The organism is Sphingopyxis solisilvae (assembly GCF_015475875.1).
Lineage (GTDB): Bacteria > Pseudomonadota > Alphaproteobacteria > Sphingomonadales > Sphingomonadaceae > Sphingopyxis > Sphingopyxis solisilvae.
Genome location: NZ_JADKYM010000006.1, coordinates 99,803 through 113,386 on the forward strand (window position 1 = coordinate 99,803; position 13,584 = coordinate 113,386).

The 13,584-nt window shown below is 62.0% G+C and carries 16 protein-coding genes and 1 pseudogene; 3 read left to right on the forward strand and 14 right to left on the reverse strand.

Translation table 11 applies throughout. The features are described from left to right. Window positions 1-12: 12 nt before the first annotated feature. The 14 genes and pseudogenes from IR187_RS06230 to IR187_RS06295 all read right to left on the reverse strand — a co-directional run bounded on the left by IR187_RS06230 (window position 13) and on the right by IR187_RS06295 (window position 11,564). A complete protein-coding gene (locus tag IR187_RS06230) occupies window positions 13-294 on the reverse strand; it encodes a 2Fe-2S iron-sulfur cluster-binding protein (RefSeq protein ID WP_058807226.1) in 282 nt (93 codons plus the stop codon). Next, window positions 291-527 (reverse strand): annotated as a pseudogene (locus tag IR187_RS06235) (2-hydroxymuconate tautomerase); the annotation flags it as partial. The gene IR187_RS06230 and the pseudogene IR187_RS06235, both read right to left, overlap by 4 nt. Continuing rightward, the gene (locus IR187_RS06240; RefSeq protein ID WP_058807224.1) at window positions 503-1,273 is read right to left on the reverse strand and encodes a 2-keto-4-pentenoate hydratase; all 771 of its coding nucleotides are present in this window, start codon (window positions 1,271-1,273) and stop codon (window positions 503-505) included. The gene IR187_RS06240 and the pseudogene IR187_RS06235, both read right to left, overlap by 25 nt. Then, window positions 1,270-2,313, reverse strand: coding sequence for a 4-hydroxy-2-oxovalerate aldolase (gene dmpG / locus IR187_RS06245; RefSeq protein ID WP_058807223.1), 1,044 nt, complete (start codon window positions 2,311-2,313; stop codon window positions 1,270-1,272). The genes IR187_RS06240 and dmpG overlap by 4 nt, the downstream gene beginning before the upstream one ends. Then, window positions 2,310-3,245: an acetaldehyde dehydrogenase (acetylating) gene (locus IR187_RS06250; protein ID WP_058807222.1), complete on the reverse strand. Its 936-nt coding sequence runs from the start codon at window positions 3,243-3,245 to the stop codon at window positions 2,310-2,312. The genes dmpG and IR187_RS06250 overlap by 4 nt, the downstream gene beginning before the upstream one ends. Before the next feature lie 42 nt (window positions 3,246-3,287). Next, window positions 3,288-4,091: a 2-keto-4-pentenoate hydratase gene (locus IR187_RS06255; RefSeq protein WP_058807221.1), complete on the reverse strand. Its 804-nt coding sequence runs from the start codon at window positions 4,089-4,091 to the stop codon at window positions 3,288-3,290. Window positions 4,092-4,093: 2 nt separating this feature from the next. After that, entirely contained in the window at window positions 4,094-5,605 is a 1,512-nt protein-coding gene (locus IR187_RS06260) for a 2-hydroxymuconic semialdehyde dehydrogenase (RefSeq protein WP_082662669.1), read from the reverse strand. Next, window positions 5,606-6,031 carry a GlcG/HbpS family heme-binding protein gene (locus IR187_RS06265; protein WP_058807220.1) on the reverse strand — a complete coding sequence of 142 codons (426 nt, stop codon included), beginning with the start codon at window positions 6,029-6,031 and terminating at the stop codon, window positions 5,606-5,608. Window positions 6,032-6,041: 10 nt separating this feature from the next. After that, the gene (locus IR187_RS06270; protein ID WP_228765592.1) at window positions 6,042-6,947 is read right to left on the reverse strand and encodes a catechol 2,3-dioxygenase; all 906 of its coding nucleotides are present in this window, start codon (window positions 6,945-6,947) and stop codon (window positions 6,042-6,044) included. 37 nt (window positions 6,948-6,984) lie between these two features. Continuing rightward, on the reverse strand, window positions 6,985-7,833 hold the full coding sequence (locus IR187_RS06275) for an alpha/beta fold hydrolase (RefSeq protein ID WP_058807218.1): 849 nt from the start codon (window positions 7,831-7,833) through the stop codon (window positions 6,985-6,987). A gap of 159 nt (window positions 7,834-7,992) precedes the next feature. Then, window positions 7,993-8,598 carry a glutathione binding-like protein gene (locus IR187_RS06280; RefSeq protein ID WP_058807217.1) on the reverse strand — a complete coding sequence of 202 codons (606 nt, stop codon included), beginning with the start codon at window positions 8,596-8,598 and terminating at the stop codon, window positions 7,993-7,995. Between the two features lie 56 nt (window positions 8,599-8,654). Continuing rightward, window positions 8,655-9,611 carry a PdxA family dehydrogenase gene (locus tag IR187_RS06285; protein WP_156420459.1) on the reverse strand — a complete coding sequence of 319 codons (957 nt, stop codon included), beginning with the start codon at window positions 9,609-9,611 and terminating at the stop codon, window positions 8,655-8,657. A gap of 49 nt (window positions 9,612-9,660) precedes the next feature. Continuing rightward, complete coding sequence (locus IR187_RS06290; RefSeq protein WP_058807215.1) at window positions 9,661-10,155, reverse strand: aromatic-ring-hydroxylating dioxygenase subunit beta; 495 nt, start codon at window positions 10,153-10,155, stop codon at window positions 9,661-9,663. Beyond that, on the reverse strand, window positions 10,152-11,564 hold the full coding sequence (locus IR187_RS06295) for a Rieske 2Fe-2S domain-containing protein (protein WP_058807214.1): 1,413 nt from the start codon (window positions 11,562-11,564) through the stop codon (window positions 10,152-10,154). Before IR187_RS06295 ends, IR187_RS06290 begins: the two co-directional genes overlap by 4 nt. Window positions 11,565-11,806: 242 nt before the next feature. Between IR187_RS06295 and bphC the strand changes: the two genes are divergently transcribed. Genes bphC through IR187_RS06310 form a run of 3 tightly spaced genes read left to right on the forward strand, consistent with a single transcriptional unit; the run spans window position 11,807 to window position 13,570 of the window. After that, window positions 11,807-12,706 carry a biphenyl-2,3-diol 1,2-dioxygenase gene (gene bphC, locus IR187_RS06300; RefSeq protein ID WP_058807213.1) on the forward strand — a complete coding sequence of 300 codons (900 nt, stop codon included), beginning with the start codon at window positions 11,807-11,809 and terminating at the stop codon, window positions 12,704-12,706. 32 nt (window positions 12,707-12,738) lie between these two features. Continuing rightward, window positions 12,739-13,077 carry a non-heme iron oxygenase ferredoxin subunit gene (locus tag IR187_RS06305; protein ID WP_228765593.1) on the forward strand — a complete coding sequence of 113 codons (339 nt, stop codon included), beginning with the start codon at window positions 12,739-12,741 and terminating at the stop codon, window positions 13,075-13,077. Next, entirely contained in the window at window positions 13,052-13,570 is a 519-nt protein-coding gene (locus IR187_RS06310; RefSeq protein ID WP_228765594.1) for an aromatic-ring-hydroxylating dioxygenase subunit beta, read from the forward strand. Before IR187_RS06305 ends, IR187_RS06310 begins: the two co-directional genes overlap by 26 nt. The last annotated feature ends 14 nt before the right edge of the window (window positions 13,571-13,584 follow it).

Below are 13,584 nucleotides of genomic sequence, written 5' to 3' on the forward strand. Positions count from 1 at the left end.
AACTCTCCAGGATTAATCCACGACTTCGATCGTCAGCCGTCCCAGCGGATAGAGGCGGCACGCGAGGGCAATTCCGGCGGCCAGGTCCGAGTCCGACACATGGGCCTTGCTCATCTTGCCGAGGCGATGCGGTCCGCGAAGCACGCGGACCTTGCAGATACCGCATCCGCCTCCGCGGCATCCCACCCCGATGTCGCTTGCTCCGCTCCGTTCCATCGCGACCAGAACGCGCTCGCCGTCCGGGCAGGAGAAAGCGCTCCCGCCGTGAATCTCCACCATATGCGCGAGACTCATGGTCCCGGTCCCAGCTCGCGCGCGCGGCGTGCGGCGATCGACTGACCTGCGACTGCAAAATGCGCGGGCGGTATCTCGCGCAGGATGACCCGCACCGACTCGACAGGGGCCCCGATGGCCGTCACGGCCGCAGCGGTCAGCTCGGCGATGAGCGCCTCCTTCGCCTCGGGCGTCCGCCCCTCGAGCAAGGTGACCTCGATGATCGGCATCAGGCCTGCACCCTGAGCGCTACGGACCCGAGATTTTCGATCGTCGTACGTATTGCTTGACCCCCATGGAGGGCGGGAGCGGCGGTGATGCCGCCCGCGAGAACGATGTCGCCTTCCTCGATGCGTCCGCCGCCTTGCGAAACCATTGCCGCGGCCGCCACAAGGGATCGAAGCGGGTGACCGAGGATCGCGGCGCTCGAACCCACTTCCGTTACCGCGCCGTCGATTTCCAGGATCACCCCGAGATTGGAGAGATCCTGCGAGGGATCGTTCCATCCGCCGATCACGAAGCCCGAGGATGAACTGTTGTCGGCGATCACATCGGGCAAGGCGAACTTGAAGTCTTCATACCGGCTGTCGATCACTTCCATGGCCGGCGCCACCGCCGCCACGGCGGCGAGCGCCTCGACCATCGTGACCCGCCCGGCCAGCGGAGCGCCCATCAGAAACGCGATTTCCGGTTCGATCCGGGGATGGATGAAGTTCGCGAGGGAGAGGCTTCCGCCTTCGTCCAGCATCATCGCGTCGGTGAGCCGACCCCACGCCATCTGGTCTACTCCGACCTGCCGCATTTTCGCACGGCTGGTCAGTCCCATCTTGATGCCGACCAGTCGCTCGCCGCGATCGAGGCGACGATCGATCGATAGCTTCTGGATCGCGTAGGCATCCTCTACCGTGAGGTCGGGACGCGCATGGGTAAGCTGCGGGACGGCCCTGGCGCCGACCGCGGCCTGATCGAGCGTCTCTGCAAAATCTGCCAGCCAGCTCATCGCGTCGCTGCCTGTCCGCTGCGCCCCACAAGATCGAGGGCCACATCGACGATCATGTCCTCCTGGCCGCCGACCATTCGCCGCCGCCCCAGCTCGACAAGTATGGCCCTGGTATCGAGGCCATATTGATCGGCCGCCTTTTCCGCATGGCGGAGGAAGCTCGAGTAAACGCCGGCATAGCCAAGGCTCAGTGTTTCGCGATCCACGCGAACTGGCCGGTCCTGCAGTGGTCGGACCAGGTCTTCTGCGGCATCCATGAGCGCCATCACGTCGCAGCCGTGCTGCCAACCTTTCCGATCGGCGGCCGCGATGAAGACTTCGAGCGGCGCGTTACCAGCACCCGCTCCCATTCCGGCGAGGCTGGCGTCGATCCGTATCGCGCCCGCCTGGGCGGCGGCGATGGAATTCGCGACGCCCAACGAAAGATTGTGGTGAGCGTGCATGCCGCGCTGGGTCTCGGGCTTCAGCACGCGATCATAGGCCTCGAGCCGCGCGCGCACTCCGTCCATGTCGAGCGCGCCCCCGCTGTCGGTAACATATACGCAGTGCGCACCGTAGCTTTCCATGAGAAGGGCCTGCGCAGCGAGCGCGTCAGGCTCGATCATATGGCTCATCATGAGGAAGCCCGAGACATCCATGCCGAGGTCCCTGGCAATCCCGATGTGCTGCTTCGCGACATCGGCTTCGGTGCAGTGGGTTGCGACGCGAACCGACCGAACTCCGATGCTGTGCGCCCGCCTCAGTTCCTCGACCGTTCCTATGCCGGGAACCAGCAACGTCGTGAGAACGGCATTTTTGATCACGTCCGCAGCCGCCTCGATCCATTCCCAGTCGGTATGCGCGCCGAACCCATAGTTGAAGGACGTCCCGTTCAGGCCGTCGCCATGCGATACCTCGATCGCATCGACGCCGGCGTCATCGAGCGCCTTCGCGATCATCCGGACGCTGTCGGTCCCGTACATATGCAGGATCGCATGCATTCCGTCTCTGAGCGTGACATCCTGTATGTAGAGCGGTTGGGTAACGGGATCGAAAGTCATGCCGCCGCGCTCCCCGCATGCTGCACCATCACCTCGGCAGCCGCCTTTGCGGCGGAGGTCATGATGTCGAGATTGCCTGCATATTTGGGCAGATAGTCGCCGGCGCCCTCGACCTCCAGGAAGACGCTTGTCTTCAGCCCTTCGAATTCGCCGTAGCCCGGAATTCTCAGGGGGCGGTTCGACCCGAACCGCTCGAACTGAACATCTTGCTTCAGCCTGTAGCCCGGGACGTAGCGCTGGACCTGCGCCACCATCTCCTCGACCGCACTGCGAACCAGCCCTTCGTCAACGATATCGGTCAGCGTGAACACCGTGTCGCGCATGATCATCGGCGGTTCGGCAGGGTTCAGAATGATGATCGCCCGCCCCTTCGCGGCACCCCCGACAACCTCCAGGCCCTTCGCCGTCGTCCGTGTAAACTCGTCGATGTTGGCCCGCGTGCCCGGCCCGGCGGACCGCGACGAAACCGAGGCGACGATCTCCGCATAATGAACCGGGGCCACGCGCGATACCGCCGCGACGATCGGGATTGTCGCCTGCCCGCCGCAAGTCACCATATTGATATTGCGCGCGCCCGAGGAAACGGAGGCATTGACGGGCGGCACCGTGAACGGCCCCAGCGCGGCCGGGGTGAGATCGACGACGAGCTTGCCGTCCTCCGCCAGCGCTTTCGCGTGCTCGATATGCGCATAGGCGGAGGTTGCGTCGAACACGAGGCCAATTTCGCCATATTCGTCGAGCGCCTGAAGGCCGGCCATACCTTCATGCGTCGTCGTTACGCCGCGCTCCCTTGCCATCGCCAAGCCTTCTGACGCCGGGTCGATACCGATCATCGCGGAGAGTTCCAGCTCACTGGAGCCCTTGAGAATCTTGATCATGAGATCGGTACCGATGTTCCCGGACCCGATTATCGCGCATTTGGTCTTTTGCATGTCATTCTTCCCTTCGGAACTTCCGCAACGGCTCGCGACGTCTCAGCCGGCGAAAGCCGCCTTGACGCTACCGAGCCCGTTGATTCTCGCTTCGATCACATCGCCGGCCGCCGCTGCCGCCATGGGACCGAGCGCGCCGGACAGGAGGACATCGCCCGCGACGAGCGGTCGGCCCTCTCTCGCCATTACCTGCGCAAGCCAGAGCGAGGCGCTGATCGGACTGCCGAGGCAGGCTATCCCGGCTCCGACCGAAATCGGCTCCCCGCGGCACTCCATCACCATGCCGCAGGTCCTGAGGTCCAGGCCCTCGAGCTTGCGAGGCACCGCACCGAGGACGAAGAGGCCGCTCGACGCATTGTCCGCAACGGTGTCCCAGATTCTGATGTCCCAGTTGGCGATGCGGCTATCGACGATCTCGATGGCCGGCACGACATATTCGATGGCGCGTATCAGTTCCGCAGTCGTGAGGTCCGGATAGGGGAGATCGCGCCCGATGATGATCGCGACTTCCGCCTCGACTTTTGGCTGGATGACCCGATCGAGGGCTACCGGCTCTCCTTCGGGCACATCCATGTCAGCGAAAAGCATCCCGTAGTCGGGCTGATCGACGCCAAGCTGTGCTTGAACGGCACGGGAGGTAAGGCCGATCTTTCGGCCCACGAGCCGCCGACCCGATTCAAGCGCATTCTTGGTATTGGCCTCCTGGATCGCGTAGGCGGCCGCCACCCCGCCATCGGAAATCCGATCGCGGAGAGGGCGCACCGGAGTCCGCGTTTCTGCCGCGACTCTGAGTTCGGCCGCGATCTGTTCGATGATCTGCTGGTCGAGTTGTTCCTGATCGGGCATGGTCAAACTTTCACGCAGATATTTTCGAGTTCGGTATAGAATTCGAGGCTGTGCTGCCCGCCTTCCCGGCCGATCCCGGATTGGCCCGCTCCACCGAACGCCGTCCGCAGATCACGTAAGAACCAGCAGTTCACCCAGCAAATGCCGACCGACATGGCGGCCGCGACGCGGTGCGCGCGAGACAGGTTCTGGGTCCAGATCGTCGCACACAGGCCATAGCTGGTGTCATTTGCGAGAGCGACGGCTTCGTCTTCGCTGTCGAACGGGATCACACCGCAGCATGGTCCGAATATTTCCTCGCGCATAACGGCCGCGTCGTGGGGCAGCCCCGTCCAAATTGTCGGCTCGATCCAGAAGCCCCCGGACGCGGCCGGATCGACTTGCGGTATACCGCCCCCCGTGATCAACGTGGCCCCTTCCGCCAGCGCCCGCTCGTAATAGCCGAGCACCTTTTGGCGATGCTCTTCGCTGATCAAGGGACCGACATATTGGGGATCATTGACGTCGCCCGGCCTGAGCGCCTGGGCAGCGGCGGCGAGCCTCGCTACAAACGGCTCGAATATGGAGCGCTCGACGTAGATGCGCTCCGTCCCGAGGCAGACCTGCCCGGTGTTGAGAAACGCCGCTCGCGACACCCCTTCGACCGCCTTGTCCAGATCGGCATCGGCAAAAATCACCGCAGGATTCTTACCGCCCAGTTCGAAGCTGATATCGCGAACCCCCACGGCCGCCTGCTTCATGATCGCCTCGCCCGTACCGGTCTCCCCCGTGAAGGTGATGGCATCGACACCTGGATGGGAGGTCAGGAACTCCCCGGCCGCATCCGGGCCGAACCCGTGTACAACATTGTACACGCCCGCAGGCATACCCACCGCGTCCATCACCTCGCCCAGCAGCGCGGCGGTCCGGGGCGTCTCCTCCGAAGGTTTGACGACCACCGTGTTACCGCAAGCAAGCGCCGGTCCTACCTTCCAGGTCATGAGCAAAAGCGGAAAGTTCCATGGGCAAACGACGGCCACGACGCCTTTCGGCTTGCGGACGGAATAATTGAGCGCGCCCGCCCCGTCGGGGGTCGGGGTGGAGAATGCCTCGGTGGGAAGGGTCGAGACGACGTCCGCGAACATCCGGAAATTCGACGCGCCCCGCGGAATGTCGATATGCGAAGCGACGTGACGCGGCTTGCCGGTATCGGCGACCTCGGCGGCCAGAAAGTCCTCCGCCCTGCGCTCGATCTCGTCGGCGACCGCGGCAATGAGCCGGACGCGTTCAGCCGTCGTCATCTTGCCCCAGGGACCGGTCAGTGCGCGCCGGGCTGCCCCGACAGCGCGATCGACATCCGCTCGCGTCGCCTCGTGGACGCGCCCCGTTTCGAGGCCGCTTGCAGGATCGATGTTGGCAAAGGTGGCGCCTGCGCTGCCCTCTTCGAAACGGCCATCGATATAATTTAGAATATGGCGTGCAATCTCCAATCCGCCTGCCGCGTCCGTAGCCTCGAGCCGCCTTGCCTGTTCCATTTAAAACTCCCTCGCGCCGATCGCAGCAGCAGCCGCATTGGCGCAGGCGACGTCGACTTCCTCGCTGCCGCCCGAAACGCCAATTCCCCCAACACATTCTCCGTCGAAGACGACCGGGACGCCTCCCCCGAACATCACGACACGGGGCTGGTGCGCGATACCTTCGCAAAGCGCAGCCGATCCCGACACCAGATCGTAAACTTCGGCAGTAGGAACCTTGAAACTTGAAGCGGTGAACGCCTTGTCCTGCGCAATCTTCTCGGAGTGGAACGGTGCCGCGCCTCCCCGCAGGAACGCGACCAACTCACCGGAAGCCCCGACGACCGCGGCGACTACCGGCGTACCGTTCGCGGCGCCGTGTCCGACAGCTGCCGCAACGGCCTGCACGGCAGCTTGATGCGTTATGGTTCGATAGTTCTCAACCATGGCGGCGGTGTCATGTATTGACCGTCATGAACCGGTCGTTCAGCGCCTTCTCATAGTAGAAGATCGCCTTGCCGGCCTGATCGACTCCCCATGTCCTTCGCGGATTGTCCGGATAATAATCGTAGCCGCCGGAGAAGGTTTCGTTCCGGTTGCCGGACGGATCGAAGAAGTAGATGGTCTGGCCGCGCGTGATCCCGTGTCGAGTCGGACCGATGTCGAGAGAGATGTCATACCGGCTGATGATATCCGCCGCATTGCCGACATCGTTCCACGATTCCAGACGGAACGAGGTGTGGTGAATTTTCGCGTCCTCGGGACCGGCAAGAAAGGCGATATCATGCGCCTTGTTGCTACAGCTCAGGAATATGCCAAGGCGCGCGCCGCTCTCCTCGTCAACCAGTTCCTCGGTGACGGAGAAATCCAGAGCATCCACGAAGATGCGCGCCGAACCGGCAACATCGATGCCATTGAGCGCGGAGTGATCATAACGCATCGCCCGCATGCCCCGCGGTTCGCTGCGCCAGACGTCCGGATTTTTCACCGGCGGACCATCCGCCGAAAGCTCCATTTCGGCATAGAGGTCGAAAATGTGACCCGTCGGAACTGCAAACCGCAGCTTGCGACCGACGCCCGGGTCCTCACCCGCCCCGATCCAGTCGGTAGCGACGCCGCCAGCTGCGAGGCGCTCCGCGAAATGATCCAGATCCTTCTCGCTGCACACCTTGAAGCCTATCCTGTCGAGGCCGGGCATGTCGGCTTCGCGCAAGATGATGCTGTGGCGATCAAATTCGTCGAAGCCGCGAAAGAACGCGCGGTCGCCTGACCGCCCGACCAACTCCAACCCGATGCGATCGCGATAATGGAGGGTCGCCTCGTCGAGATCGAGGACGCGCATCTGGACATAGCCCGGACGCATGACGCCTGTAACTGCCATTATGACTCTCCCAGAGTTTTTACCATTTCAGCCCATGTTTGAAGAACTCGGACACTGCCCGATTGAAGCTGGCCATGCGCTCGATCTGAACCCAATGGCCGCATTCGCCGAAGAAGCGGACGTCCGAATGTTCGATGAGGTTGCCGAGGCGCAGGGAAACTTCCTGCGGGATCACCTGGTCTGCCTTGCCGTGAAGAATGAGGACCTCGTGCGGCAACGCCGCGATATCTTCCTCGCGGCTCGCCAGCATATTGATCCCCGCCTGCCGATCCGGCCCCCCGAACGTGGCGCGATATGGCTCGTGTGCGCCGGGCCGAATGCTGGCCTGATATCTGGAATCGATCAGGTCGTCGGTCAGGCGGCTTTGATCCCAAGCGAGCATCTTGAGCGATGCGTGCATCGCCTCGCGCGAAGGCTCGTAACCCCAGACGAAGTCGAGAGCCGGCGTCAGCGGGAACTCGAGCCCGGCGGCGCCCATAAGAACCGCCCGATGCACCCGGTCGGGATGTGCGATCATGAAGGCGAGCGTGACGCCGCCGCCGAAAGAATTGCCGACCATCGAGACCCGTTCGAGACCGAGCTCATCCAGCAGGCGCACCAACTGGTCCGTCCACACCCGCTTGTCGGTGATCGCGCCAATGGAATCGCTGTAACCGAAGCCCAGCATGTCGGGCGCGATGACCCGGAACTCTTCGGCGAACACCGGCATATTGAGCCGCCAGTTTGCCCACGACGTCACGCCGGGCCCCGACCCGTGAACGAGCAAGATGGGATCGCCCGACCCGATATCGTGATAATTTGTGGTCACTCCGTCGAACGTCGTCGACTTGCCGATTTCCGGGCGATCCTGGATCGTTTCGGAGGTCATGCCTCAACCTCCATCGCATGGAAACACGTGCAAATGGCATTGGTCGCTTCGAGCATCCTCACCCTCCGTTCCGTCCGTTGAATATCGGCCGTCTGTAATGAAATTGTTGCACCATGAGAAACGCGTTTGCAACAGGTAAATGGGAACATGCCGCCGAATTCACAGAAGTCCCTCGGCCCGAAGAGCTTCGCTCACGCCATTTTCGGCGGCAATGCGCTCCCGGAAGCGACTGAGCGAAGGGAAAGCGGCCAGTTCGATGCCGCAGAGCGGGGCCCATCCCAAGATGCAAAAGAGATAGGCGTCGGCCACTGTGAAGGCCTGTCCGAAGCAATAGCTTCTCTCGTGGAGACAGGCCTCCAGCGCTTCGAGATGGCGCAGCACTTCGGCTCGTGCCGCGGCCTTGGCAGCTTGCGGAGCCCCCTTTGAAAAAAGGGGCACGAAGCTCTTGTGAATCTCCGAAGAGATGAAACCGAGTAGGTCCGTGAACAAATATCTTTCGAAGGATCCTGCGGGCGGCGCAAGTCCTGACCCGGGCGCGAGATCGGCGACATAAAGCAGGATAGCCAGAGTCTCGGTGAGAACCTCTCCCGAGGCGAGGCGGAGCGCGGGTATTTTTCCGGACCGCTTGATATCGCGGAAATCCAGCCCGTCTTCCGTGAGGCGCGTGGCCATATCGACTCTCGTCAGGGAGAAGGCCTCGCCGGTGCGCGCGAGCGCGATGTGAGGGGCCAAGGAACAGAGCCCGGGCGCGTAGAATAGCTGCATTCGTAACTCCGCGACTTCGAGGGCGGATCAAGTCCGGTGGCGGCCAGCCAGCCGGGTCAGTTGTCGATTCCGGAGAAGCCTTTCCCCGCTGCCAGGACACCGCAGGTCCGCATTGCGCTCAGCATCATCGCGGGATCTGCCTTCCCGGTTCCCACGATGTCGTAGGCCGTACCGTGCGCGACCGACATGTGGAGATAGGGTGGCCCCATCATGATGACGCAATTCCCGGAAAAGCCCCACGTCTTCACGGCAATATGGCCCTGGTCGTGAAACATCGCGAGCACCAGATCGTAACGACCCTCTATGCACTGGCGAAACACTGTATCCGGAGCCGACGGCCCTTCGACGTTGATCCCGCGCTGCCGCGCGCGCGCAACGCCCGGGGCGATGGCACGCACCTCCTCCTCGCCGGTCGCGTGCGGATTGAGCCCTGCCACGACGATGCGAGGATCGCTGACACCCCAGCTTCGCATTGCCGCGTCGATTTGCTGCAGGGCTCCATCGATAAGGTCGGGTGTGATGAGATCGCAGACTGTGCGGATCGACATATGGTCCGTCAGGTGGGCAACGCGCAACGGCCCGGTGAGCAAAAGCAGGTAGCTTTCGCCCGGGGTCGGGCTGATGACCATATCGAGCTTGCCGGCCAGCTTGAGCGAGCCGGTGCTGATCGGCCCCATTACCGTCCCGGCAAAATGTCCGTCGCGGGCCAGCGCGTCGAGCTCGGCGAGCCACTGAGCGGTTGCCAGGCCAGACGCGAGGGTATCTTCGGCAAAAGGGAGATCGGCCGCATCAAGTGCACCGGTGTCGAGGACGTCGATGATCGCGGGATCGTCGCTCGGCGCGTCGAACGAGCGCAAGACCCGGACGCGCGCCGCGACGCCCGTCGCTTCCAGCGCGCGTTCGATGGACGCCGCCGAGCCGACCAGCATGGGTATCGAAACCTCGTGCACCCGCCCCGTCGCCCACGCACGCACGACCACCTCGGGACCGATACCGGCGGGTTCGCCGACCATCGTCCCGATACAGGGCCTGCCACCTGTCCCGGACGTCACCGCCGCTGCCTCAGATGCTGTAGACATCGAGCATCGTCTGCGCCATGTCGTTGACTACAATGGTATATTTGCGCCGAATGACAAATGTGTCGCCTTGGGGTTCAAGGTCGTAAACGGCCGAGCCGCAATATACCGTCGGCCGATCCTCCAGCACCGACGTTGCCGACCAGTTGGTCCTCGCCTGAATGGCATCGTCGATTTGCTCGACAGAAAGCAGGCTGAACAGGTGAGATGTTCGCGGTGCCGGCGAGCTCGCTGACGATCGTCCCGTCCTGATCCTGTAGACGCGGTCCTCGAGGCCCGCGCGAGTTGGGTAGTAAATCAGCGAGATCTCGCGTTCGGGGTCTTCGGTCAGTCGGCCGCTGTCGTCCCAGGCCGGAACCCAATATTCGGCCTCGGGGTGATAGAGGTCCAGCCAGCTGTCCCAATCCTTGGCGTCCAAAGCTGCAGCTTCGCGGCCAAGGAAGCGCTGGATCGCCACCCATTGTGCAACCTCGCTGCTCATTTTGCCATCTCCGGAACCGTGGTCGCGCGCTCCGTCTCCTCGCGCTCGATCGCGGTATGCATCCGCGAGACCCACTCGTCGTGGATAGCCACATAGAGACCCTCATCCGCCACGGCGGTGCCGCTCATGATGGCATCGACACCGAGCGCGTCGCCGTGACTGCTGACTCCGCGCACCCACCTCGTCGCGCCGCGCGACATATCGTTCGCCCGCCCTGCGCCGCCGCCGAATCCGACTTGGCAATTGTTGAACTCGGTGAGATCGTCGGGCGTTGCCATTCCGCTGGCGTTGAAAAAATCCTCATATTGGCGAATGCGCAAGGCACGGGCGCGGTCGCTTTCACCGACCGGAGCGATGCAATAGGTCGTCACCTCGGTCTCATCGACCGAGATCGGCCGAATGATGCGAATCTGCGTGCTGGTCTGATCCATCAGGAACACATTGGGGAACAGCTCAAGATTTCGGATTCTGCCGTTCATCCATGTGGCGCGCTCCTCGCCCCGCTCGCGCTGCAGCCACTCCAGTATTTCGAAATTGGGACGATCCTGGAAATTCGCATAGTCATTCCAGAGCACGCAGTGCCCGTTGTCGAACGAAAATGACCCCCCCTCGAGCTGGTTCCAGCGACCGAAATCAAAGGCCCTTGTCTCGTTCTTCGAGGTTCCGTCGACGCGGCGGGCTACTGTCATGAAGTAGTTCGCGTGCACCGTCCCGATATGGTAGCCGTCAAGACCGTTTTCGACCTGCAGCTTCCAGTTGCCGCGGTAGCGGTAGCGCGTTGCGCCGGGCAGAACCTCGAGATTCCCCTCAATGGACTGGTCGACCATCAGATCGATGAAGGTCTTCGCCCCGGCAAGATAGTCTTCGAGCGATACCACGTCCGGGTCGAGACTCGCAAAGACGAAACCCCGGTAGGTTTCAAGCCGCGCGACATGTTCGAGACCATAATCTTCGCGCTTGAATCCGGGCGCGTAGCCTCCTCCGGCCTCGTCGGTGACGTCGAGCAGCCGACCGGCCGGGTCGTAGGTCCAACCGTGGAAGGGGCAGGTAAAGTTACGGCGACTGCCGCTCTTCTCCCGGCAGACACGTGCGCCGCGATGCGCGCAGGCGTTGATCATGCAGTGCAGGTTGCCCGACCTGTCGCGGGAAAGGATCACGGGCTGCCGGCCGATGAAGGTTGTCAGGAAGTCGTTCGGCTTGGCCACCTGGCTCTCGTGCGCGAGGAAAACCCAGTTTCGCTCGAAAATATACTTCATCTCGAGCGCGAAGACCTCGGCATCCGTAAAGGCGGCCCGATCGATTTGAAACCGGCCGCTCGCCTCGTCCTTGACGAGCCATGCATCAATACGCGCGCGCAGTGACTCAAGGTCGGTTGTTCCGGCCGAAGCCTCTCTCCCAGGTTGCGACATCCCTCTCTCCATGTTCGCCGGCCGTTCGTCGGCGGGCCCGTTACGCTTCGGGAAGATCGGAAAGGCGCGAACGCTGCGCTCAAGCCGATTTCGCCCTAACGATCACCATAGCAGCTATGCCATAATGTGCAATGGGTTGCACTCAGAACAAAGTTGCACTATCGGAACCACGTTGCACCATAAGAGATGCATCGGGGCGAATCGCCCCTCAAATGAGAAAAAATGCTGTGGGAGTGCGGAAAATGACGGGCGTGACCGAGCTTGGCTATCTGGGACTGTCGGTATCCGACCTTGACGCCTGGAAGCGATTCGCCAGCGGCATCGCGGGCATGGAATATGTCGACGAGGGCGAGGACGGTCGCGCCTATTTGAGAATGGACAAATGGCATCATCGAATCGCCCTGCACCGGGACGGCGGCGACGACCTCGCCTATCTGGGGTGGCGGGTGGCCGGACCGCGCGAGTTCGACGACCTTGTCGAAAAGCTGGTCTCGCAGAATATCGAGGTTGATGTATCGACCGAAGCCGAGGCCCTCGATCGCCATGTTCTCGGGCTTGCCAAGCTGAAGGACCCAGGCGGCAATCCGACCGAGATTTTCTACGGTCCGCAAGTCGACAATCATCGTCCTTTCCACCCGGGCCGCCCGATGTTCGGAAAGTTCGTCACCGGGCCGGAAGGCGTAGGTCACTGCATTCTACGACAGGATGACGTTCCCGCTGCGGTCCGCTTCTACGAATTGCTCGGCTTGAGGGGGTCGGTCGAGTATCGACTCACCCTTCCGAACGGCATGGTTGCCACACCTTATTTCATGCATTGCAACGACCGGCAACATTCGGTCGCCTTCGGGCTCGGACCGATGGAGAAGCGCATCAACCACCTGATGCTCGAATATACCGAGCTCGACGACCTCGGCCTTGCTCACGACATGGTGCGCGAGCAGAAAATCGACGTGGCTCTCCAACTCGGCAAGCATGCCAACGACGAAGCGCTTACCTTTTATTGTGCCAACCCGTCGGGATGGCTGTGGGAATTCGGCTGGGGAGCAAAGAAGGCCGGACCCCAACAGGAACATTATCTGCGCGACCTCTTCGGCCACGGCAACGAGGCCGAGGGTTACGGCATGGATATCCCGCTCGGCTGATTTGGCGCCGATCAATCAAGGGCATCTAACAAATGGAAATGGTTGCGATGGAGAGAATTCGCCTGTGCCGAATAGAAGAACCGAAGGACGGCGAACCCGTCGCGATAGCTCCCGGCGCCTATCCGCCTCTTGCCGTCTATAATGTAGACGGCGACTATTTTGTCACCGACAATACTTGCACTCACGGAAGCGCTCTCCTGACCGACGGATATCAGGACGGCGCGACGATCGAATGCCCTTATCATGGCGGCGCATTCGATATTCCGAGCGGGGCCGCGACGACCTATCCTTGCCAGATTGCCCTGAAGACCTACCCGGTGACTCTGGAAGATGGGTGGATCACCATTGATCCGCCCCGCAGTGAAGCCTGAGCCGGTGGACCTCACGACCCTCCCTCGGGCAGAATTGATGCGCGAAGTCACCGACCTCGTTGCCCTCCATGCCGAATTGATCGACGACGACCGTTTGGAGGAGTGGCCGGACCTCTTCACCGAGGAATGCCTATATTCGGTCATACCCCGCGAAAATGCAGACCGCGGCCTGCCCGTCGCAACCATCTTCTGCGACAGCAGGGGCATGCTCGTCGATCGCGTCGTCTCGTTGCGCAGGGCGAACATTTTTCCCGTCCATAACTATCGTCACATCATCAGCACCAGCCGTATCCATGGCGTTACGCCGGAGGCTGTCACGGCACACACCAACTATGTTGTACTGCAGACCCGAAATATAGGTCAGTCATTCGTTTACAACACCGGGAAGTATGTCGACGAAATAGTTTACAGTTCAGGAAGATTTCTTTTTCGTTCGAAGAAAGCGATCTTCGATACGGACCTTGTGGACACTCTGATGGTTCGACCCATCTAGGACTGAGGTAAGAC